Here is a 23067-nt window from a genome sequence, read left to right as displayed (position 1 = left end):
CAGAGTGGGATACGTGCTATACCGCAGGCTCGATATGGGCGGTGCTTCTTTTCGGAACGATCAGCGGCGTCCCCGAAACCGGGTCCGGAATGATGATCGAAGACAGCTCGAATGCGTCTTTAACCAGTTGTTCTGTGACGATTTCAGACGGCTTGCCCTGCGCTAAAATAGCACCTTCCCGCATGGCAATCAGGTGGGTCGCATAACGACAGGCATGATTCAGTTCATGGAGTACGGCGACGACTGTTCGCCCTTGTCTATTAAGCTGCGCAAGCAGATCAAGCAGCTCAATCTGGTGTGCAATATCGAGATAAGTTGTTGGCTCATCCAGCAGCAGGATTGGTGTTTCCTGTGCCAGAACGAGGGCAATCCATACGCGCTGGCGCTGGCCGCCGGAGAGTTCATCGACAAGCCTTCCTGCCAATTCAGTGATGCGGGTGGCTTCCATGGCCTGCGCCACAGCCAGTTCATCGGCTTCCGACCATTGCCTCAAAAATGACTGATGCGGGTAGCGTCCGCGAGCCACTAGGTCTGCAACAGTGATACCTTCCGGTGCAGTCGAACTTTGCGGCAGCAACCCCAGCCGTCGGGCGGTCTCTTTTGCAGGTAAGCTTGCAATATCGCCGCCGTCGAGAATGATCTTCCCCTGACTTGGCTTGAGCAATCGCGACAATGCTCTGAGTAGGGTAGATTTTCCACAGGCATTCGGGCCGACAATCACGGTGAGTGACGCATCCGGAATAGATATCGACAGATCGGTTGCAACCGTTCTCTCGTCGTATTTCAGGGTCACGGCATCAGCATGAAGGCGGTGCGTCATTGCGGCTCCTAGATGGGCGTCAGCAGGATATGCGTATCACTCCGTATTGCATTGTAGAATGCGTTCTGCAATATGGAGTGGTGTGATCATGTTTTATGATGCGCTTTCTCATCCCATTGCATAACCCTGCAACGAAGTATCAGGTATGACACTTAGTACGAATGTTCTCAAGTTTCTGGTAATGCTTGCATTGCTGGCTTTGCCCTTCAAATCGGCGCTTGCTGAAGATGCAGTATGGCCCAGAATCATCGAACATCATTCGGGCACGCTGACGCTGAAATCCAAGCCCTTGCGGATTGTTTCGACTGCGCCGAGCCTGACGGGTATTCTGTTGGCCATCAATGCGCCGCTGGTCGCCAGTGCGGCAACCACGCCAAGTCCTTTGACTGATGAAAAGGGCTTCTTTTCGCAATGGGCCACGGTGGCGGATGAGCGTGGCGTAGAGGTTCTCTACTCCAATCTGGAATTCGATATTGAGGCAATTATCGCAGCCGAGCCTGATCTGGTTGTTGTTTCAGCGACAGGCGCGGACAGCGTTCTGCCGCAGTATGCAGAGCTTGTCGCGCAAGGCATCCCGACCATGGTGGTCAATTACTCCAATCAGAGCTGGCAGGATATTGCGAAGCAACTCGGCAAGGCCGCAGGCCTTGAGAATGAGGTTGTAGCAAGCGTTGCACGCTTTGATGATTATGCTGCGAAGGCTGCAGCGAAGATTACAGCGCCTGTCGATCCGGTAACGATTGTCGGTTATAATATCGGCAACAGCTACTCGATCGGCAAGCAAACAAGCGCACAAGCACAATTGCTGGAAGCGCTAGGGTTTAAAGTCGCTGGTTTGCCGGATGCTCTTACAAAGCAAGTCACACGCAGTTCGGATTTCGATTTCATTTCGCACGAGAACCTTTCCGCTGCTGTAACCGGTAAGAGTGTGTTTCTCCTGCGTGGCCTGAATGGCGATGTACACTCATTTCTGAGCGACCCAGTGCTTGCCAATCTGGATGCGGTGAAAGGCAGCCAGGTCTATTCGCTTGGGCCGACATCCTTTCGCATCGACTATTATTCGGGCATTCAGATGATCGATATGGTCGTCCCGCATTTCCGTAAATGATCGCCGACTTGTTTCAACAAAAGAGAATTTGTGGGTTCTCTCGCGTATCGGAGAGGCAACGCCGCTTTTGGGGGCTGATTGCGGGAATTGTGGTGCTATTGCTTGTCGTCTTCGCAAGTCTCGTGCTCGGTTCGCGTTCGATTTCACTTGCCGATACCGTGCAGGCGCTCTGGATGCCGGGTATTCAAAATAATGAGCATCTGATCATCCGCGAATTGCGGGTTCCGCGTACCATTATTGCCATACTGGTCGGGTTGGCGCTGGGCGTCGCCGGTGCCGTGATGCAGGCTGTGACCCGCAACCCACTGGCCGAACCGGGGCTTCTGGGCATCAATGCAGGTGCTGCGGTTGCGGTAATCCTTGGGATCGTGGCGTTCAACCTGACAAGTGTTTCACAATATGTCTGGTTTGCCTTTGCCGGCGCTGGCCTTGCCGGGGTAGCGGTTTTTTTTCTGGGGCAGGAACGGCACGCAGGGACGAACCCCGTTCGTCTGGTGCTGGCTGGTGCTGGAATATCCGTCGTTCTGGCTTCTGTTACGGGCATTCTCATCATCAATGCGCCAACATCTGTTTTGGATCAGTTTCGTCACTGGTCGGCGGGCTCCGTCGAAGGCAGAGGATATGATGTCATTGCGATACTTGTTGTTTCGATCGCTGCCGGATTGATTGCAGCATTCTCGATTGCTGGACGCTTGAACGCGCTTGCGCTTGGCAAAGAACTGGGTGCTGCACTGGGCGTGGATGTCTATCGCACCTGGTTTCTTTCCTGCCTGTCCGTCATGCTTCTTGCTGGCGCTGCAACAGCGGGTGCTGGGCCGATAGGATTTGTGGGATTGGTGGCTCCACATCTCGCCCGGATTGTGGTCGGGCCAAACTATCGCTGGATTTTGCCGTATTCGGCGCTGTTCGCAGCGATTCTATTGCTCGGCGCAGATATTATCGGGCGCGTTATCGCAGCACCTTCAGAGGTTGCGGCAGGCATCGTTTCGATGCTGCTCGGTGGACCATTCTTCATTTTCGTTGTTCGCAGATTCCGGCTGTCAAAACTATGAGTGCTCAACGTCGATCTGTCCTGCGTTTCGGTTCATTTTCCATTCAATGGCGAATGAGAACACTGGTTATTTGTATTCTGCTGATTGTGCTCGCCTGCGCTATGGGCGTCATGCATCTGGGTACAGGCAGCATGATTTTTACCCCCAATGATATTCTCAAAAGCGTCACCGGCCATGGCCTTAATCCAACGGCCGACCGAATAATTTTTCGCGTACGCCTTCCTCGTTTGATAACTGCACTTTTCGTTGGTGCTTCACTGGGTATGGCGGGGTCGATCTTTCAATCCATCTCACGCAATGCGCTTGGGTCGCCCGACATCATAGGATTTACGACGGGCGCGGCAACGGGCGCTATCGTGCAGATAATCCTCTTCAATTCCGGGCCATTTGAAACTGCATTGGCTGCTGTTTTATCCGGTATCGGCACAGCGCTGATCGTGTTTCTGCTGGCAATGAAAGGCCGCACGACGGGTGGCTATCGGCTTATCCTGGTTGGCATTGGTGTGGGGGCGGTTCTGTCTGGTTTGAATACGGTGATGCTTGTCGCAGGTGATCTTGATCAGGCGGCATCGGCACAGCTCTGGCTTGCTGGCTCGCTGAATACCCGAACCTGGTCTCATGCGTTACCTGCCGTCATCGGCTTTGCGGCGATTCTGCCGGTTGCAATTTACCATGCCCGGCGGATTGATCTGATCGAAATGGGCGACGATGCCGCACGCCAGCTGGGTGTCGCAGCTGAATCGACGCGGCTTATCATGGTTTTGGCCGCTGTCGGCCTGACATCAATTGCAACGGCTGCGGCTGGACCGATAGCCTTTATAGCGCTTGCTGCCCCACAACTGGTGCGGCGGCTGACGCGTACAGCCGGTGTGCCGCTTGTTGCGAGCGCGCTTATGGGTGCGACATTGCTCATAGGGGCTGATCTGGTAAGTCAGCATTTTCCGCTCAATGTAAAAATGCCGATAGGTTTGACGACGGGGCTGCTCGGTGGCGTCTATCTATTGTGGCTGCTGGCGAGCAATCGTCGTACGCTTTAGCGTAAAATATACAACTGCTTTTGTTCCGCTCCAATAACGATGTAACTCGATCTTTGATATTAAAGGGGTAGCGAGATGTAGATCATCTTCTATCCTCAATTATTTCGGGAGCTCTGGGTCTACCGTATGGCAATGCACAGCCTCTGACTGGAAGTCAGAGCCATGGGTGATCGCGTTGCGCGGAGTGCTATCATCTCACTCCGAATACCGTGTGCTGATGGGGCGATATGGGGCCAAGGATATAGGGTCTCACAGTCACCAGTGATTGGAGGGATTGATGGCGGGCCGCCACCACCGTCTCGATTTAAATAGCATTCTCTGGCACCTGATAAGACGCGCCACCATATCGAGTGAGTGATGAACCCGCATTGCGTTGAACACTTAACGAAATTGCCGTCACAAGCGCGTCTGCGAGACTGTGATAGCCTCTTCTAATTTCTGATCCTTGTTAGAACGTTATCTAGCGCGACCGTTAAAGCGCTGGTGCCACCATTTTCGTCAAACTCCATAAATATCTGCTCGTTCAACCCGCCCTCTGTCGAAAACTCATGTCGCAGCTGCCCATAACCGGCATGCGATGTGTTTTCCGCAACGTGAGCTAAGCTGCTAAAAAGTGGAGTGAGGTAACTACGAGCCTTATGCTCGTCCAATCCCTTCGCTATGAGCCAATCAGAAACTCTCTCCATAATTCCATAGTAGGTGCCCATCATGGCACTAGCGGTCGCGAGCAGATCGAATTCCATCTGACTTTCACATTCTACAGCCTTGCCAACTGATGAGAAAAATTCGAAGGAGGTTTCGTCCTTCGGAAAAATTGCGGTTACGCCATCGCGGTAAGAGACGAAAGGTAGAGGTGTTGCCCGAACGATTTCTGATTCCGGGTATGAGGTCCAGCGGGAAAGTTTTTCATGACTGATCCCTGCCACAACGCTGATCAGCTTCCGTCCGAATGGAATACGAATGGCCGCCAGAACTTCTTCGACGATTTGTGGCCGGACGGCGAGAATAAGAACATCAGCCTTGTCTGCAACAGCTTGATTTCCGGTCGCAATTTCCACTCTGGCATAACGTTCCGCAAGCCTGCTGGCCACTGCTGCGTTACGTGGTGAGACGATTACCTTTTGGACGTCAAGGCGCGACCCCATCAGGCCGTCTATCACTGCCTCAGTAATCGTTCCCGTTCCGATAAATCCATAAATCACATAAAATCTCCCACGTTAAAAAGTGCCAGCCGATCTACTACGGTTTTTTACCGGCGAAGCGGTTCAACGCGAAGCGGTTGGTTGAATAACTCGATGAGCGTTGTTCAACGAGATCCGCGACAATACGAGCAATGCCAGGCGCAATGCCAAAACCATGACCACTCATTCCTGTGGCGATCGTAAGCCCGCCGATGCTCGCTTGATCTATGACAGGCAATACGTCAGGCATGGTATCGATCATTCCAGCCCAGCTGCGCACGATACGCGGTTTTCCGATCTTGGGGAAAGCTGCCGCAAATTGTTTGAGAACACGGCCGAGTTCGCTTTGGTTCGGCTTTGGGTCAAGTATACGGCATCTTTCGAACGGCGTTTCGTCGATTTTCGACCATTGCCGTGGCGTTCGCCATGCATCGGGATAGTTCTGCGGAGCTGAAAGCCGGAACCGCGTGCTTGTAAAGTCCTCACGCAACTGCGGGATGTAAGCAGAGAAGTTTCTGAAGGCGTCGGGACCGATGAAAAAATCATGCGTAGCCCACGGGGTAAGAGTGTAGCTTCCATCGGCCCGCCGCCGAAATGCGATGCGATCATCGGCAGCGGCAGCATCATGCGGCGAAGTTGCCAGTTCTACTTGCAAGGCGGAAGATAGAACTGACAGTTGCGGAATATGAATACTGTGCCGTTTCAGAAAAAGGGCGCTCCAAGCGCCAGCCGATACGACCACTCTCTCACATTTCACATAACCGCGCTCGGTGGCGACACCTTGAATGTGATTACCTGTAATGTCCAATGTACGAATGGCGCAGTTTTCGCGAATGATGATACCGTCTTCTGCGGCTGCCCGAGCCAGTGTAGGCACGGCGACAAACGGTTCAGCCATAGCATCGGACGGTGTGGTCATACCGCCAATCCAGCCCCTACCTTGGGACATCATCGCTCCAATTTCGCGTTGGGATAACATGCGCGTATCGACGCCGTATTGGCGCGCGCCATCGAGCCATTGCTCGAATTTCTCCTGCTTGGCTTTGCTGCGTGCAAGATAAGTAATACCTTTCTGGCGAAAGCCGATCCGCTCAAGGATCTTTTCGTTTAGGCTTTTCCAGAGAGGAATCGCTTCCATCATGATGGGCAGTTCTGCGTAATCGCGGCCTTGTTGACGGATCCAGCCCCAATTCCGGCTGGATTGTTCACCGGCAATGCGACCTTTCTCGCAGAGAAGGACCTTCAATCCTCGTTTCTGCAGCTCCCAAGCGGTCATAACCCCGATGATGCCGCCGCCGATGATCGTTACGTCAACAACATCCGGAAGGGGACCATCGAATTGTGGAGTGTAATCAAGATTGATAGGAAATGCAGACATCGGATTTCAGAATCTCGTGGGGCTGTAAGGTGTAGTATCGATAGTGGGCGTGCGTTCGCCGACCAGATCAGCAACAAGCTGGGCGGTTACAGCGGAGAGAGTCACCCCCAGATGCCCGTGTCCGAACGCATAGATCACATCGTGGCATTTATGGGCTCGACCGATCACCGGTAATGTGTCTGGCGTTGAGGGTCTATGTCCCATCCATTCAGTCGTGGGATTCCAGTCCTTGAGGGCTGGTACGACCATCATAGCCTCTGGTAGTAGAGCGCGAATGCGCTTGTAGTTTGGTGGTGCTTTCAGCCCCGCCAGTTCATCGCCGCTTATCAGGCGCAAACCGTCATGCATGGGAGACAAAACAAAGCCCTTACCGGGAATGACGACAGGGCCACGCAACAATGATTGAGACCCTTCACCGAAGCTGATGTGGTATCCGCGTTCGCTCTCAAGCGAAACCTTGTCTCCAAGCTGCTTTGTCAAAATGGAGGACCATGCACCCGCTGCAATGACCACACGATCAAAGTGCCGCTCTCCGGAGAAAACCCGGAGCACGACGCCGCCCCGTTCTGATGGGCGAACTGAACTGACATGCTCGCGAACGAAGGCCGCACCAAAAGTTTGTGCTGTTTCCAGATAGACGAGGGCCAGTTTCTTCGGAAAGCGGACATTTCCAGCTTTCGGCTGATAGAGGCCCTTAAAACACGAAGAGGGATTGAGTGCAGGTTCAAGATCCAGAAGCGATGACTGGCTGAGGATTTCGTGGCATACGCCGTGACGCTCCATAAGCTGACGTTCAAGTACAGAGCTTTGGAAATCCTTGGCGCTGCCATAGACCTTCAGCCAACCTTCTTGCGTGATCATATCCTCGACTGAGGCAATCGCCGCCAGCTCTTGATGCGCGATCAAAGCTTGGGAAACGAGAGGGCGCATCGCTGCCGCAATGCGATCAACTGCTCTTGTTGTGCCTGCCGCGATAAAACGCTTCATCCAAGGTAGCGCTTTTGCGGCATGATGGAGGCGCAAGACTGCCGGAGAGTTGCGGTTGAACATATAGGTTGGCAGAGACCGGACCACCGCGGGTGTCGCGGTGGGCGTAATAGAACCCGTGACAATAGCGCCCGCGTTTCCATAGGACGTTCCGGCTCCCGGTTCCTCATCACCAAAAACCGTGACGCTGTGACCTTCTTTGGCAAGAGTGAGTGCGGCGCTACATCCGACAATTCCCGCGCCGATGATGGCAACAGAAAGTCGTTCACCGTTTTGCTGACGATGCTGCATGAGGATCGATCTATCTCAATTATGCGACCAGGTCGCGTCAGTGGTGAAGGACTTTGCTCAGAAAATCACGTGTGCGCTCATTTTGAGGGTTCTTGAAGAAGCTTTCCGGTTCGCCGCTTTCAATAATCGAACCACGATCCATGAATATAACACGATCAGCAACGCTTCGAGCGAAACCCATTTCATGAGTGACAACCATCATTGTCATGCCTTCTTTGGCGAGGCTGACCATGACATCGAGCACTTCGTTGATCATTTCTGGATCAAGCGCCGACGTAGGCTCGTCGAACAACATTATCCGGGGCTGCATGCAAAGTGAGCGTGCAATGGCGACCCGCTGCTGTTGACCGCCCGACAGCTGGTTTGGATAGTTATTCATGCGATCGGCGAGGCCGACTTTGGCAAGCAGTTCCTTGCCGCGTTTCTCTGCTTCGGCTTTTGATAGTCCGCGCACATGAATGGGAGCGAGGGTCACATTCTCGAGCGCCGTCTTGTGCGGATACAAATTGAATTGCTGGAAGACAAACCCGACTTCCATTCGCAACTCACGCAAGGCAGCAGCCTTCGAACTCAGATCAATGCTATCAACAACAAGCTTTCCAGACTGAAAAGCCTCCAGTCCATTGACACATCGGATCAGAGTGCTCTTGCCGGAGCCGGAAGGCCCGCAAACCACGACGACTTCGCCCTTGCTGACTTTCAGATCGATATTGTTGAGCACATGAAGCGCGCTGCCGAACCATTTGTTCAGACCTTGAAATTCAATCATTAGACCTGTCCAATTACAAAATAGGAGATTGCGTGCCGCGTTCGATACGACGTGAAAGATAGATCATCGGATAGCAGACGATAAAGTAACCGATGCCAACGACGCCAAAGACCAACAGACCATTAGGAATATTTTGTACGATCATCCAGCCGGAGCGTGTGAGGTCCATGATGCCGATAGCGGAAACGACAGAGGAATCTTTAACCAGCAGGATGAATTGCCCAACCAGAGAAGGACGAACAATACGCAATGCCTGCGGCATCACGATCAACCGAAGCTGTTGCGCATAGGTGAAGCCCGACGCAATTGCCGCTTCGGTCTGTCCCCGCGGAACCGCCTGGATACCGGAGGCAACAATTTCACCGATAAAGCACGCTGACAGATTGGAAAGCGCTATCACGCCTGCATTGAATGCAGATAGTTCAATCCCGATCGCGGGCAGAATGAAGAAGCAAATGAAAACCTGCACCAGAAAGGGCGTGCCGCGAAACAGATCGATATAGAACCCGGTTATCGCTGACAGCCATCGGTTTCCGCTGGCGCGGAGCACTCCAAAGATCAGTCCAATCACCATCCCTATGATGAGGGAAAGGAGTGACAGCGCAACGGTCATTCCAAGGCCCTTCAGCAGAACGGGCCAGAAATTCAATAAGCGTTCGACTTGAAACCAAAACATACGCGCCTCCCGTTAGCGTTCCGGCATGCGATTGAAACGCGACCAGGTGCCTGCCATAGCCTTGAGCAGATAGTAGATCAGCAGGAAGCCCGCAGCTGTTGCTGCAAGCCCTTCAACGGGCATGAAGCGGTCAAGCGCGATCTGTTGCCCGACGCGTGTAAGCTCAACGACGGAAATCAGAGAAAGGAGGGACGAATCCTTCACAAGCACGATTGCTTGTCCGATCATCGGCGAAATTGTCGGTCGCACCGCCTGCGGCAGAACAATAAGGCGCATGCGCTGCATATAGGTGAAGCCAGAGCTTAAGGCCGCTTCGAACTGGCCGCGCGGAATGGAGAGAATGCCCGAACGGATAATCTCAGCAACATAAGCACTGGAATTGATTGACAGTGCTATGACGCCGATGACCATTTCCGGCAGGATGACGCCAAGACGCGGCAAGCCGAAATAGAGAAAATAGAGTTGCGCAAGCAGCGGAGTTGCCCGGATAAGATCGATATAGGCTATGCCGATTGTACGCAGCCAGCGGGTGGGCTGGATGCTGAGCGCACAAGCAACAATACCTATGATCATTGCGCCGGTGAAACCGGCTGCCGACAACATCAATGTATTCAGAAAGCCCTGCCAGAGATCTGGCAGGTATTCCGAAATGACCCGTATGTTCAGATTGCCAAACATGTCTCACCGATTGGATTCAATTTCTGATCAAAGGTGCGGAACGGAATGGCTCCGCACCTTTGTCGGCATCAGTGGTCAGCCTGCCACTTGTTTGAATTGACCCAATAATCCATATTTTCCTTCAGTCGACCGTCAAGCGTCACATTATCCAGAAAGAGGTTCGTCCAGATCATCAGGTCCTGAGAGTCGTAGCGAACCGCATAGGCAAGCGGTTCTGCACTAAGCATCTCCGGGAAGACTTCGAATGTGCCTTCAGGGTAGTTCTGAACTTGGGCCGCGACCGCAGTGTTGTCGTTTACACCGCATTGGGCTTGACCGGATGCAACTGCGTCAAGAACAACCGTACCACCACCCTTGAATGCCTTTACGGTCGCTTCAGGGAAGTATTTCGGCATGTTCTTTTCTGCAGTCGATCCGAGAATGACAGCGACTGTCGTTCCAGGCTTTTTGCAGTCTTCCACGCTCTTGAAATCGCCACCTGCAGCGGTGAAAGCGACAGTGCCGACGTGGATCCATGGCTTGGTGAAGGCAACCTTGGTCGCACGGCTCATGGTTGCGGTCATGTCTGCTGCCAATATGTCAGCCTTACCGGAAAGAAGCGCCGGGATCAGGCCATCCCAGTCGAAATCGAGGTATGTTACCTTGACGCCCATTTCCTTGGCCATCAGTTCAGTCAATTCAATGGCGCTACCTGTGCGCTTGCCGTTCCGGTCCATGAAGGAATAGGGTGGACCTTGCGTTTGGACCGCCACGCGCAGTTCGCCTCGGGCGAGGATATCGTCAAGTGTTCCTGCGCGCGCTGTCGTGGTCTGCGCAGCAGTTCCCATGAGCGCAAGAAACATTGCAGATGCCATGAGTGCATTGATTTTCTTCAACATTTTGTTTGAGTTCTCCCTCGTTAGGCAATAGTCGGCCGTGTCCGCGCAAGGCGGCCAAATAGAACGGTCATTTTGTTGGTGGATTATTGAGCCTGCTTGTCGCTCTCTTCGTCTTCCCATACACCGCGTGGCAGGCTCAGCCACTTATTATGGGATTTCATGACAACGAAGGTCTCGCTGCCTTGAATTGTTCCTGGCTCTGCCAGTCCGGGCAGCAACTCACTCGTCACCCGGTATAATTCTTCCATATCTCCTTCAAACATCACTTCGCAAAGAATGTCGTATCTGCCGGTGACGATACTGACGGAAGTGACGAAAGGCAGCTCGGACATCTTTCTCGCGATTTCGTCAAGGCGACCCTGTCCGTTAGCGTGAATGCCCATCATCGCGACGACAAGCTCGGGGCGCTCCGAAACGTTCACCACGCCAGAAATCTTGAAAAGCTTATTCTCGATAAGGTTTTTCAATCGCGCCCGGATTGTTGGTGGGCTGAGTTCAAGCCGTTCGGCGATCTGATTGGCACCATCGCGTGCGTCGTCTGACAGAAGCTTAACAAGCTTCCGGTCGATTTTGTCTAACAGTGCACGCATTTATCTGATGCCCCTCTTATCTTTCTTGAGGCATAGATATTTCAATACGAGGCGGAACGTCAACAGAAATTTTCTAATTGGAAAAAATATAGGTCAATAGTTTTGTTTTGAGAAATCTGGGTTCTGTCTGCTCGACGCTTCAACCCTCACCCGCTTCATGCTCTAAGGTTCAGTGGGAGTGAGAGTCTGCGCATTCCGACCGGCAATCAGACGATTGTGTTGGCGGCCAATAATGTCCGCTTTTCTACATTTTTCGGTTGGGCTGGACTGTCTGCTTCCGGCCCCATCGCGGCCATTCAAAATGATCAGTCATTGCATTTTCAGATAATAGAATCTGCTTCACTTCTGACTAGTGTTTTCTCTCTTTTGAAAATCAATAAAAGCTAATAGATCGCCATATTTATAACGAATAGCTTTGCCCACTTTTCGATAAGGCAAGTTCTCAATGCCCAGGAGCCGCCAGTTAGCAAGGGTCTTTGGACTTAAACCTAAAACACCAGCGGCTTGCTCAGACGTCAGCAGATGGTCAAGCTCATAGTTTGTTGAGGGCAGGGGATGTTCTCGAGCACTGTCAGTCTGCGTCGTGAGAAAGCTTAATGACATATTATATTTTCGAACGAGGTGCTCGGTGAGGCTGAGATAAAGCTGCACAAGTCTAGGCTGCTCATTTTTGTTATCAGGCTTTTTCGCCATTTATAAAAGCTCACCTGACATGGATGGCGTCCGATCACGAAACGCGACGAAAGTTGTTGTTAACATAACAACAAGAATAGTCGAGTTCGACAATGCAGAAATTGAGAAACATTAAATGTAACGACGTGCGGCTCAGGCGGATTCAGTATGTCCCCGAACGTTTTTCCATAGGAACTTTATGCTGCTTCATAAGGCAGTTTTGTAGAGCAAATTGCGAGTAGCTAAGGTGATTGCTAGCATCAATATGGTGAAAACGAAAACTAGCTAAGTCATTGATTTTATGGTGCCGCTTACGTGACTCGAACACGTGACCCCATCATTACGAATGATGTGCTCTACCAACTGAGCTAAAGCGGCCCGGGAACCTTCGTTCCAGCTCCCAAAGGAGATTCCATTCGTTTCCGTCCGGACGGTGCGCTGATAACCAAAAGCAGAACGGAAAGCAAGGCCGAAATCGAACAAAGCGTCAGATTGTTTTGAACCTTGTGAAAACAGGGCCTTCCATCGGAGAGGCCCTGTTCGAAATTCGCTGGCAATGCGTCTTAAGCGCCTGCGCAGATCCGGCTACGCGCTTCCTTATATTCACGTTCAAGACGGTCGATCAGTACTCCCGCCGGTGCTACCTCATGAATTGCGCCGATACCCTGTCCGCAGCCCCAGATATCTTTCCAGGCCTTTGCACCTTCCTTCTGAGCCTGATCAAAATCCATTTTAGACGGATCGGCCTCAGGCAGATTGTCCGGGTCCAGGCCAGACTGGGTGATGGAAGGCTTGAGGTAATTGCCTGCAATGCCGGTAAAATAGTTCGAATATACGATATCGGCCGCAGTCGAATCGACGATCATCTGCTTGTAGGCGTCGACCGCGCGCGCTTCTGTCGTCGCGATGAACGGCGAACCTATATAGGCGAGGTCAGCGCCCATGGCCTGTGCCGCGAGAATGGAACGGCCATTGGCGATGGCGCCAGAAAGAAGCAGCGGCCCGTCAAACCATGCCCGGATTTCCTGCACCAGCGCGAAGGGCGATAGTGGTCCCGCGTGGCCGCCTGCACCGGCAGCTACGGCGATCAGGCCGTCCGCGCCTTTGCGAATGGCGGAATTGGCGTGGCGATTGTTGATGACATCATGCAGCACAATGCCACCATAGGAATGGATCGCGGCATTCACCTCTGGCACCGCACCAAGCGAGGAAATGACAATCGGCACTTTGTATTTCACGCAAAGGCCGAGATCATGTTCCAACCGCTTGTTGGAACGGTGGACAATCTGATTGACTGCGAAAGGTGCTGCCGGGCGGTCCGGGCTGGCCTTGTCGTGGGCGGCGAGACCCTCAGTGATTTCAGCCAGCCACTCATCCAGCTGCGCCTCCGGGCGCGCATTGAGGGCAGGGAAGGAACCAACGATGCCAGCTTTACACTGGGCCATCACAAGTGCCGGATGTGAAATGATGAATAGGGGCGCGCCGACAACAGGAATGCGCAATCTGTTCTTCAAACTATCCGGCAAGGCCATATCATTCTCCTCAAAAATTGACGTTTCCGTAAACGTAATATCTGTATCACGCCTGCATGGAACGGCAATACGAAAGATTAAGAGAGATTCGCCTGAAGAGCCAAGCGAAAGCGTCTCCGGTATCAATGCGAAACCGTCCGGGCAGAGAAGTCAGTCTACGGCGGTGATGCAAACATCATTGATGCGTTTGCGGATGATTCTTTCGCTGCAAATCCAGTTTTCGGTCTGATTCCATTTTGCAGGGTCTGATGCGGACGGCGAAACAGTCGTATGATGTGTTCAAGAAACTGCCGTTGAGACGATGAAATAGTCCGATTTGCCGTGCTTTGGGCCAGTCTTGTTTTGGGCAAAAGAAGGAATTCCAGCATGAGATTCAATTGACTAGAGTGCGGCCAGCGAACAAAAGGTTCGGGGAAAATAACGTTGAAAGCAGATATTTGACGGCAGGGTGGGTCTTATCCGGTAGCCAAATCGGGTATTGAACGGCTAAATGCCTTGATTCAGACGTTAAATTCGCTGAGGCTTGTGAAAAGCCGCTTTCTGAAAGTTGGTTTGGATCTTTTGGAATGCGCATAAGGCGGGAAACGCGAACACGGGGACGAGCGGCCTTTGGATAGTATAGAACGCGCCATCAGAAACGCATTTGCCAAAGCAGATGCCTATAATCCAGCGACCCGTCAGCGTATCTACGAATCTGCATGGGGTGCCCATGAGCGCGCGCTCGCGGCCAACACCGCGCTGAACGATACCCAAAAAGAACAGCGCCGTCAGAAGCTGAAAGACGCCATCTCCGACATCGAGCAGGAGTTCTCTGCACCGCGCCAGAGCGAAGACAAGGCAGAACCGTCGCTTGATGCGCCCCATCGCAATGATCCTGTCCTTGGCGGGACCGAAGCTGCAGGCAGCGCTCCGGCTCTTGATACGGGCGATATCCGGTCACGCTCCGCGAAGAAAAAGAGCGGCAGCGCTGACCTCGGCTATGAAGGCGGCGTATCGCGGAAGGATAAGCGCGGCAAGAAGAAGCGTCATTCGCCATTCTACAGCTATGGTATTCCGGCGCTGGTGCTGTTTGTCGCCGTCATGATTGGCTATTCGCTCTATAGCAGCTTCACGGATCTGAGCCGTGGCCCATCCAACAGCCCCTTGCTTGGTGAGGGAGGCGGAGCGCCACTGAAGGATGGTGAAGAACCGGGCGGAGCCAAGTGGATCACCATCTTCCAGCCGTCTGAGGCGACGCGCATGTCGGTGCAGGGCCGCGCCACGGCAGAAATCGTGCGCGATGGCCCAACCAGCTTTGCGCGCGTGAAATCCTCAGGTGAAGGCGATACGGTTACCTTTGATGTCGGCGAGGGTATTCTGGACCAGCTTGCTGGCAAGACGGCCACGTTCAACATCATTGCCAAAGCCGATGGCGGCAAGATAACCCAGATGTCGGTCAGCTGCGATTTCGCAGGTTTTGGCGATTGTGGACGCCGACGCTATGATGTGGGTGAATCCCGCAACGACTTTCTGTTCGATTTGAATTTCGCAGGCGGCAAGAAGGCGGGTCGCGCAGGCGTGATCACAATTAATTCCGATCTGACGGGATCGGGCAAGCCGGTTGATATTTACGAGATTCGCGTTTCGGCAAACGCACAATAATCGCGGTAAAACAAAAGGCTGCTGGCTTTTCTTGTTCTCTCTACGAGTTGAGTTAGCTCAGCAGCTTTTCCAGCGTTTCGAGCCGGTCCGCTTCACGGGGCGGCTTATCCCAGCGCAGGCGCGAGAAGCGCGGAAAACGCATGGCGACACCGGATTTATGACGGGTTGACCGGTTCAATCCTTCGAAAGCCACTTCCACGACCAGCCCGTGATCGGGTTCTGCGCGGACCGAACGCACCGGACCGAAACGCTCGATGGTGTTTTCCCGGACAAATTTATCCAGCAGTTTCAGCTCTTCGTCGGTGAAGCCGAAATAGGCCTTGCCGACTGGTACCAGAACGGGCTCATCCTCCGGTCCTGTCCAGACCGCGAAGGTAAAGTCTGAATAGTAGCTAGAACGTTTGCCATGGCCACGCTGCGCATAGACGACCACCGCATCGACGGTGAAAGGATCGCGCTTCCACTTGAACCATGGTCCCTTGGGGCGTCCGGGAAGATAGGCACTGTCATGCCGTTTCAGCATCACGCCTTCGATGACCGGGTGCGGAGGGTTGACGCGTAAGGCGGCCAGTTCGCTGAAATCGGCAAATGGCAGCACTGGCGACAGATCAAAACGACGCGGGTTGAGTTGGCTGACGAAGGCCTCAAGCCGCCTGCGGCGCTCGGCAAAGGGCAGGGCGCGCAAATCCTCGCCGGATTGCTGGTTGCCCTCTTGCAGAAGATCATAGGCGCGGATGAAGGCCGGATAGTCGCGCAATTGTTTGGCGCTGACGGTCTTGCGGTTCAATCGCTGTTGCAGGTCCGAGAAAGTGGCGGTCTCGATGCCTGTTTCACCGTGATGACCGACGAGAAGTTCGCCGTCGATGGCGCCTTCAAAGTCCATTGCCTCCAGCACATCTGGAAAAGTGCCGGAAATGTCATCGCCGGTACGTGAGTAGAGCTTACGGGTTCCGTTTTCCGAAACGGCTTGCACACGGATGCCGTCCCATTTCCATTCCGCGCTGAATGCGGTGGGGTCGAGCGAAGGTAGCTCCGCTTCATCCAGTGCAGTGGCCAGCATTACGGGGCGGAAAGGCGCATCGGCTGTCGCTGCGGGTTTAGGGGCAAGCCCTTCAAGCCAGGCAAACAGCGCCGTATAGGGCGGTGACTGGCCATGCCAAAGTTCTTCGATCTCCGTCACGTCCACGCCGCCGAAATCGGCGAGTGCCTGTTTTGCAAGGCGTGCTGAAACCCCGATGCGCAGGCCACCGGTTACAAGTTTCAGCAGGGCATAACGTTCCGATATGCCGAGAAGATCAAGCCAGCCTGATACCAGCATCGGACCTTCCCGGCGCGAGGCATGTTGCAATTCATGCACTACCACGCCGAGCGACAGATTGGTGCCCGGCGAGGTCTCGCTGGGGCCGGGCCAGATCAGCGAAATGGTTTCAGCCAGATCGCCGACATAATCATAGGAATAGGCGAAAAGCGTCGGGTCCGTCCGCTCGGCGATCAGGGCGCGCAGCATGGCGGGTTTCACACTTTGCAGTTCCAGATCGCGTGTGATGGCGGCCAGCGCCAATCCACGGTCGGGATCGGGCGTGATGCGGAAATAATCGGCAAGCAGGCGCAGCTTGCCGTTACGCTGCGGTGTCAGAACCAGACGGTCGAGAAGTTCGGCGAAAGCACGCATCAATCGCCCTCATCTTCATAGCCGATAAGATGCAGCGGCTTTGCCGGGATGTTCTGCAATTCGCACCAGCGAACCAGAGCCTCCTCCCGCCCATGCGTGACCCAGACCTCCGCCGGTGCGATCTCTGCAATCGTCTCCGTCAGTTCGTCCCAATCACAATGGTCGGAGATGATCAGCGGCAGTTCGATACCCTGTTGCTTGGCGCGTTGGCGGATGCGCATCCAGCCGGAGGCAAAAGCCGGAACCGGATCGGGAAACCGCCGCGCCCAGCGATCGGAAAAGGCGGTTGGCGGGCCGACGATAATCTTGCCAGCAAAATCAGGCTGTTTCTCGCCTCGCTCCAATGTTGCGGGTTCAAGAGGGCCGAGATCGATACCGCGCATCTGGTAATAGTCGCACAATGTTTCCAAAGCGCCGTGAATATAGATCGGCTCGCTATAGCCTGCATTGCGAATGAGCTTGATCACGCGTTGCGCTTTGCCGAGCGAGTAAGCGCCGACAAGATGCGCGCGCTCGGGAAAGAGGGTGAGTGATTTCAGAAGCTTTGCGATTTCATGCGATGCGTCGGGGTGGCGGAACACCGGCAGCGCGAATGTCGCTTCAGTGATGAAGACATCGCATTTAACGGGCTCGAATGGCACGCAGGTCGGATCGGCAGCGCGCTTGTAGTCGCCGGATGCTACGATCCGCGTTGCATCTTTTTCAACGGCGATCTGTGCCGAACCGAGCACATGGCCAGCGCCGTGAAAACTGACGCGAACGCCATTGATCGTCAGCGGCTCACCCAACGCCATTGCCTGCATGGTCTCGGCAAAGCCCTCGCCATAGCGAAGCCGCATGATGTCGAGCGTTTCCTGCGTGGCCAGAACATGGGTGTGTCCTGCGCGGGCATGGTCTGAGTGGCCGTGGGTGATCAGCGCGCGCTCCACCGGACGCACCGGATCGATATAAAAATCGCCGGGCGGGCAATAAAGACCTTTCGGAGAAGAACATAAGAGCTGGTTGAAGCGCATAAAGCCAAGATAGGTCAGCAGCTTCGTGCTGAAAAGAGAAGCGCGGCGTCATTGCTGACAAAATGAGAACAAAAGTGAACAAACATCTTGGCGTGGTGCTGCGCGGCTATTAGATTGGGGGCGTGACACTGAATTTGAAGCCCGCCGCCGCATCTGCCGCTTTTGCCCTGCCGGACCGTTTTGTCGAATGGTTCGGTTCCAAGGGCTGGTCGCCGCGCGCGCATCAGCTTGAATTGCTGGCGCGTGCCGAAGAGGGGCAATCAACCTTGCTGATCGCGCCAACTGGTGCGGGCAAGACGCTTGCCGGATTTTTGCCCGCGCTGGTGGATCTTGATCGAAATGGCCGTAAAAAACCGGGCATGGCGAAGCGCGGCGTTCATACGCTTTATATCTCGCCGCTGAAGGCGCTCGCTGTCGATATCCATCGCAACCTGACAGTGCCGGTCGAGGAAATGGGGCTTGATATCACCATCGAGACCCGCACTGGCGATACGCCTGCGCATAAGCGCCAGCGGCAGAAACTGGCGCCGCCCGATATTCTGCTGACGACACCGGAACAGCTTGCGTTGCTGATTGCTTCCAAGGGGGCGGAGCAGTTCTTCAGAGGGTTGCGCTATGTGGTGCTGGACGAGTTGCATTCGCTGGTGATTTCCAAGCGCGGCCATTTGCTGGCTTTGGGGCTGGCGCGACTGCGCCGTCTGCAACCGCAAGTGCAGACCATTGGCCTGTCCGCGACGGTGGCTGAGCCGGACCAATTGCGCCGCTGGCTTGTGGCACAGGACGGCACTGGTCCCAAAGCCGGTCTCGTGACGGTGGATGGTGGTGCGAAGCCGGAAATATCCATTCTCGATTCCGAGGAGCGGGTGCCCTGGGCCGGACATTCCGCACGCTATGCCATTGCCGATGTCTATCAGGCGATCCGGGCGCATCGGACCACGCTGCTTTTCGTCAATACGCGCAGTCAGGCGGAAATGCTGTTTCAGGAGCTGTGGCGCATCAATGAAGATACGCTGCCGATTGCCTTGCATCACGGCTCGCTTGATGCCAGCCAGCGCCGCAAGGTCGAGCAGGCCATGGCCGCCAATACGTTGCGGGCTGTTGTCGCGACGTCCACGCTTGATCTGGGTATCGACTGGGGCGATGTCGATCTGGTTATCCATGTCGGTGCGCCCAAGGGGGCGAGCCGTTTGGCACAGCGTATCGGTCGTGCCAATCACCGTATGGACGAACCGAGCCGCGCCATTCTTGTACCCGCCAACCGTTTCGAGGTGATGGAGTGCCGCGCCGCACTCGACGCCAATTATCTGGGCGCGCAGGATACGCCGCCACTGATCGACGGTGCGCTTGATGTGCTGGCACAGCACGTACTGGGCATGGCTTGCGCTGAGCCGTTCAATGCCGATCAGCTTTTTGCCGAAGTGCGCAGTGCTGCACCCTACATGAACCTTTCGCGCCAAAGCTTTGATCGTATTCTGGATTTTGTCGCAACGGGTGGTTATGCGCTGAAAACCTATGAGCGCTTTGCCAAAATCCGCAAGACGGTGGATGGGACGTGGCGGGTGTCCAATCCGCGGATCGCGCAGCAATATCGCCTGAACATCGGCACGATTGTCGAAGCGCCGGAACTGAATGTTCGGCTCACACGTGGTGGCAAAAGGGCCAGCGCCTATGGTGGCCGGGTTCTGGGCAGGATCGAAGAGTATTTTCTGGAAACGATGACACCTGGCGATACTTTCCTTTTCGCCGGAAAGGTGCTGCGCTTCGAAGGCATTCGCGAAAACGAATGCATCACGACCAACGCCGCCGGACAGGATGCGAAGATACCTGTCTATGCAGGCGGTAAGTTTCCGCTTTCGACCTATCTCGCCTCTCAGGTGCGCGCCATGCTGGCTGACCGTGCGCGCTGGCAGTTTTTGCCCGAGCAGGTGCGCGAGTGGCTGGAGGTGCAGGAATTCAAATCCGTGCTGCCGCGTACCGATGAATTGCTGATCGAGACTTTTCCGCGTGGTGGACGGTTCTACATGGTGGCTTATCCGTTTGAGGGCAGGCTTGCTCATCAGACGCTTGGCATGTTGCTGACGCGCCGTCTGGAGCGTATGGGCGCACATCCGCTGGGCTTTGTCGCCACCGATTATTCGCTGGGCCTGTGGGGGCTGAAGGATATGGGCGCGATGATCCGCTCCGGATCGCTCAATCTCACGCGCCTGTTCGATGAAGACATGCTGGGCGACGATCTCGAAGCATGGCTCGACGAAAGCTATCTTTTAAAGCGTACTTTCCGTAATTGCGCCGTCATTTCCGGCTTGATCGAGCGGCGTCATCCGGGACTGGAAAAGACGGGGCGGCAGGTGACTGTTTCCACCGATCTGATCTATGACGTTCTGCGTGGCCACGAGCCTGACCATATATTGTTGCAGGCAACGCGAGCGGATGCCGCGACAGGACTACTCGATATCAAGCGCCTCGGCGACATGCTGGCGCGCGTGAAAGGACATCTCTTGCACAAGCCGCTTGAGCGTATTTCGCCACTCGCCCTGCCGGTGATGCTGGAAATCGGGCGCGAGCGTGTGGCAGGCGAGGGCGATGAAATGCTGCTAGAAGAAACGGCTGACGATCTCATCCGCGAGGCAATGGAATGAGAAGAACGGCTGTCTGGAGCAATGGCGAGGCCTATAGTCTCGCGCATATGGACGTGCGCGGCATTGCTGCCGTTTGCGATCCTTCAGGCGCGCTTTTCCTGCCGGATATGAATATGCTGGTCGTGTCCGATCTGCATCTGGAAAAGGGTTCATCCTTTGCGCGGCGCGGGCAACTCATTCCGCCTTACGACACGGCAGCAACGCTCGATATGCTGGCTGCGGCAATCGCCCGTTACCAGCCAAAAACGATCATCAGCCTCGGCGACAGTTTTCATGATCCGAAAGCCAGCGAACGCCTGCCGTCGCTCTACGCCATCCGACTAAAATCGCTGATGGAACATCGCGACTGGTTCTGGATCACTGGAAATCACGATCCCGAACGCCCGGTTGATCTTCCGGGCGATTGTGTGGAGGAACTGGCGGTCGGACCGCTGGTGTTTCGGCACGAGCCTTCGCGCAAGCTTGGGCAGGGCGAGATTGCGGGCCATCTGCATCCGGCGGCTCGCATCGTACGGCGCGGGCGCTCGGTGCGCCGCCCCTGTTTCGTCAGCGATGGCGAGAGGCTGATCATGCCCGCCTTTGGCGCCTATACCGGCGCGCTCAATGTGCTGGATCGGGCCTTTCGCGGCCTTTTCGTGGATGAAACGCTACGCGCCTATATGCTGGGGCAAGGCAAGGTCTATCCGATTGCCCGCGGTGCGCTGCATGGCGGTTGATTAATCTTTACGGAACAGGATACGTCCGAACCAGCCGGTGAAGACCGCGAGGAAAACCGCGAACAGACCATAGAGCAGGCTATATTGGTGGGCGGCGTTATAAACGCTCTGCTCCAGACCGGCCTTGACGATTTCGAGACCGGCATTGGCTTCGCGCAGAAACACACCGTTGCGAAACAGGAGCGCGCGCGCCTTGTGTCGCCCAACCGGAACATTGGCGGGCAGGTTGAGCGTTGCGCGAAACAAGGTGCGAGACACGAATTCCACACCGCCAATACGCTGACTGTAAAGTCCCTGCCGGATCTTCATCTCGCGAAGCTCTGTGCCGAATTTCGGAATGTTGCCTGAAAGGCTCGAAGGGTCTTCCGGGTTCAGATAGAAATTGCGGACGCCGACCGAAAGCTGGCGGTAAATCTTCTCATCCGCAATATCTTGCAGATTGCGCGTCGAGGCGAGCGAATAGGATAGCGGAACGCCGAGAAAAGTCTCTGAATCAGCATTGATCCAGACGCCCAGATAACGCTCCTTCTTGCGCACCACCAGATTGCGCTCCGGCCCCTGCAGAACCACGATAATATCGTAGCGTCCCTGCCGCTGGATCATCGGATCGGCATTGTCCAGCGCGCCGAAAATCGTCAGATCCGTGCCGCCGAAATTGGAGGTAATGGCAATGGTTTCGGTCGAAAGGCCGATATCGATGGTTTCTTCCGCAGGGGTCTGCAATTGAGGGACCGTATTGCCGTCGCCGCTTGCGTTGACCTGCGCAAAAGCCGCACCCGCCATCAGCGATAACGCCATTGCCGAAGTGAGAGCAGCGGCCCGCATCTCAAAAATCCGCTATCGTTATTGAGAACAGATTGTCTGGTCGCACGAACAGGCCAAAGGCGAGGCGCAGTGCAACGGCCAGCACCAGCAGGGCAAGCAAGAGCCGCAACTGCTCGCCGCGCAACTTTTGTCCGGCGCGCGCACCATATTGCGCGCCGATAACGCCGCCCACCATCAGCAGGAAGGCCAGCACAATATCGATGGACTGGTTTGTCGTCGCCTGCATGACCGTTGTGAAGGCCGTCACGAATGTAATCTGAAAGAGCGACGTGCCGACGACCACATTGGTGGGCACATGCAAAAGATAGATCAGCGCGGGCACCATGATGAAGCCGCCGCCAACGCCCATGATCGATGACAAAAGGCCGATGAAGAAGCCGATACCGAGAACCGGGATGATGCTGACATAGATGGTCGAGGCGCGGAACCGCATCTTGAACGGCAGTTTGTGTATCCATGTGTGCTGGCCGGGTCGGCGCACCGCGCCGCCTTTCTTGACCCGCCGCAAAGCACGCAGGCTTTCCACCAGCATCAGTCCGCCGACGCTGCCGAGGAAAAACACATAGAGGATCGAAACAATCAGATCGAGCTGACCGAGTTCACGCAGCCACGAGAAGACGAAAATACCAAGCAACGAGCCGACGATACCGCCAGCCACGAGAAACAGGCCGAGCTTGATGTCCAGCGTTCGCCGTTTGAAATGAACGAGCGCACCGGAAACGGATGAAGCGATAACCTGATTGGCGCCAGTCGCAACGGCGATGGCCGGTGGAATATTATAGAAGATCAGGAGTGGCGTGATCAGAAATCCGCCACCAACACCGAACAATCCGGAAAGAAAGCCAACCGCAGCGCCCATGCTGAGCAGAACCAGCATGTTGACCGATAATTCTGCAATGGGAAGATAAATAC

General features: G+C 54.8%; 22 protein-coding genes and 1 tRNA gene. 7 read left to right on the top strand and 16 right to left on the bottom strand.

The genetic code is table 11. From position 1 onward, the window contains the following. Positions 1-16: 16 nt before the first annotated feature. A complete protein-coding gene (locus tag FHW03_RS10955) occupies positions 17-820 on the bottom strand; it encodes an ABC transporter ATP-binding protein (protein WP_182520653.1) in 804 nt (267 codons plus the stop codon). 145 nt (positions 821-965) lie between these two features. On the opposite strand from FHW03_RS10955, the gene fepB reads away from it, so the two are divergent. The 3 genes from fepB (at position 966) to FHW03_RS10940 (ending at position 4017) form a co-directional block, all read left to right on the top strand. Next, positions 966-1928, top strand: a complete 963-nt coding sequence (fepB, locus tag FHW03_RS10950) for a Fe2+-enterobactin ABC transporter substrate-binding protein (RefSeq protein WP_182520652.1) — start codon at positions 966-968, stop codon at positions 1926-1928. A gap of 89 nt (positions 1929-2017) precedes the next feature. Further along, complete coding sequence (locus tag FHW03_RS10945) at positions 2018-2980, top strand: FecCD family ABC transporter permease (RefSeq protein ID WP_377514601.1); 963 nt, start codon at positions 2018-2020, stop codon at positions 2978-2980. 53 nt (positions 2981-3033) lie between these two features. Then, a complete protein-coding gene (locus FHW03_RS10940) occupies positions 3034-4017 on the top strand; it encodes an iron chelate uptake ABC transporter family permease subunit (RefSeq protein ID WP_182520650.1) in 984 nt (327 codons plus the stop codon). 431 nt (positions 4018-4448) lie between these two features. On the opposite strand, the gene FHW03_RS10935 is transcribed toward FHW03_RS10940, so the two are convergent. The 11 genes from FHW03_RS10935 to FHW03_RS10885 all read right to left on the bottom strand — a co-directional run bounded on the left by FHW03_RS10935 (position 4449) and on the right by FHW03_RS10885 (position 13649). Then, complete coding sequence (locus FHW03_RS10935) at positions 4449-5219, bottom strand: pyrroline-5-carboxylate reductase (protein ID WP_182520649.1); 771 nt, start codon at positions 5217-5219, stop codon at positions 4449-4451. 37 nt (positions 5220-5256) lie between these two features. Beyond that, positions 5257-6576 carry an FAD-dependent oxidoreductase gene (locus FHW03_RS10930; RefSeq protein ID WP_182520648.1) on the bottom strand — a complete coding sequence of 440 codons (1320 nt, stop codon included), beginning with the start codon at positions 6574-6576 and terminating at the stop codon, positions 5257-5259. A gap of 6 nt (positions 6577-6582) precedes the next feature. After that, positions 6583-7854 carry an FAD-binding oxidoreductase gene (locus tag FHW03_RS10925; RefSeq protein WP_182520647.1) on the bottom strand — a complete coding sequence of 424 codons (1272 nt, stop codon included), beginning with the start codon at positions 7852-7854 and terminating at the stop codon, positions 6583-6585. 37 nt (positions 7855-7891) lie between these two features. Then, entirely contained in the window at positions 7892-8623 is a 732-nt protein-coding gene (locus tag FHW03_RS10920; protein ID WP_182520646.1) for an amino acid ABC transporter ATP-binding protein, read from the bottom strand. Positions 8624-8636: 13 nt separating this feature from the next. Continuing rightward, positions 8637-9299 (bottom strand): amino acid ABC transporter permease, encoded by a 663-nt coding sequence (locus FHW03_RS10915; protein WP_182520645.1) that lies wholly within the window; start codon positions 9297-9299, stop codon positions 8637-8639. Positions 9300-9311: 12 nt separating this feature from the next. Continuing rightward, positions 9312-9977 carry an amino acid ABC transporter permease gene (locus FHW03_RS10910; protein ID WP_182520644.1) on the bottom strand — a complete coding sequence of 222 codons (666 nt, stop codon included), beginning with the start codon at positions 9975-9977 and terminating at the stop codon, positions 9312-9314. 68 nt (positions 9978-10045) lie between these two features. After that, positions 10046-10855: an ABC transporter substrate-binding protein gene (locus tag FHW03_RS10905; RefSeq protein ID WP_182520643.1), complete on the bottom strand. Its 810-nt coding sequence runs from the start codon at positions 10853-10855 to the stop codon at positions 10046-10048. Positions 10856-10938: 83 nt separating this feature from the next. After that, entirely contained in the window at positions 10939-11445 is a 507-nt protein-coding gene (locus FHW03_RS10900; RefSeq protein WP_109366156.1) for an Lrp/AsnC family transcriptional regulator, read from the bottom strand. A gap of 339 nt (positions 11446-11784) precedes the next feature. Beyond that, entirely contained in the window at positions 11785-12138 is a 354-nt protein-coding gene (locus tag FHW03_RS10895; RefSeq protein ID WP_210277240.1) for a helix-turn-helix domain-containing protein, read from the bottom strand. Between the two features lie 281 nt (positions 12139-12419). Beyond that, positions 12420-12495 (bottom strand) — tRNA-Thr (locus FHW03_RS10890). Between the two features lie 185 nt (positions 12496-12680). After that, entirely contained in the window at positions 12681-13649 is a 969-nt protein-coding gene (locus FHW03_RS10885; RefSeq protein ID WP_182520642.1) for a nitronate monooxygenase family protein, read from the bottom strand. Here FHW03_RS10885 and FHW03_RS10880 point away from each other — a divergent pair. Both FHW03_RS10880 and FHW03_RS10875 read left to right on the top strand, forming a co-directional pair. Continuing rightward, the gene (locus FHW03_RS10880; protein WP_182520861.1) at positions 13582-13878 is read left to right on the top strand and encodes a hypothetical protein; all 297 of its coding nucleotides are present in this window, start codon (positions 13582-13584) and stop codon (positions 13876-13878) included. The genes FHW03_RS10885 and FHW03_RS10880 overlap by 68 nt on opposite strands. A 380-nt stretch (positions 13879-14258) precedes the next feature. Continuing rightward, positions 14259-15290 carry a hypothetical protein gene (locus FHW03_RS10875; RefSeq protein ID WP_182520641.1) on the top strand — a complete coding sequence of 344 codons (1032 nt, stop codon included), beginning with the start codon at positions 14259-14261 and terminating at the stop codon, positions 15288-15290. Positions 15291-15342: 52 nt separating this feature from the next. Here the strand turns inward: FHW03_RS10875 and FHW03_RS10870 are convergent, their stop codons facing one another. Next, entirely contained in the window at positions 15343-16962 is a 1620-nt protein-coding gene (locus FHW03_RS10870; RefSeq protein WP_182520640.1) for a cisplatin damage response ATP-dependent DNA ligase, read from the bottom strand. After that, complete coding sequence (locus tag FHW03_RS10865; protein WP_182520639.1) at positions 16962-17975, bottom strand: ligase-associated DNA damage response exonuclease; 1014 nt, start codon at positions 17973-17975, stop codon at positions 16962-16964. The genes FHW03_RS10870 and FHW03_RS10865 overlap by 1 nt, the downstream gene beginning before the upstream one ends. 122 nt (positions 17976-18097) lie before the next feature. Between FHW03_RS10865 and FHW03_RS10860 the strand changes: the two genes are divergently transcribed. Both FHW03_RS10860 and pdeM read left to right on the top strand, forming a co-directional pair. Then, a complete protein-coding gene (locus tag FHW03_RS10860) occupies positions 18098-20614 on the top strand; it encodes a ligase-associated DNA damage response DEXH box helicase (protein ID WP_182520638.1) in 2517 nt (838 codons plus the stop codon). Continuing rightward, positions 20611-21330 carry a ligase-associated DNA damage response endonuclease PdeM gene (gene pdeM / locus FHW03_RS10855; protein ID WP_182520637.1) on the top strand — a complete coding sequence of 240 codons (720 nt, stop codon included), beginning with the start codon at positions 20611-20613 and terminating at the stop codon, positions 21328-21330. The genes FHW03_RS10860 and pdeM overlap by 4 nt, the downstream gene beginning before the upstream one ends. On the opposite strand, the gene FHW03_RS10850 is transcribed toward pdeM, so the two are convergent. Next, entirely contained in the window at positions 21331-22155 is an 825-nt protein-coding gene (locus FHW03_RS10850; RefSeq protein ID WP_182520636.1) for a TIGR02186 family protein, read from the bottom strand. A gap of 1 nt (position 22156) precedes the next feature. Next, entirely contained in the window at positions 22157-23032 is an 876-nt protein-coding gene (locus FHW03_RS10845; protein ID WP_377514694.1) for a sulfite exporter TauE/SafE family protein, read from the bottom strand. Positions 23033-23067: the final 35 nt, after the last annotated feature.

This window comes from Ochrobactrum sp. RH2CCR150 (assembly GCA_014138095.1).
In the GTDB taxonomy this organism is placed as follows: domain Bacteria; phylum Pseudomonadota; class Alphaproteobacteria; order Rhizobiales; family Rhizobiaceae; genus Brucella; species Brucella gambitense.
This window is presented reverse-complemented; position numbering and strand designations above follow the sequence as displayed.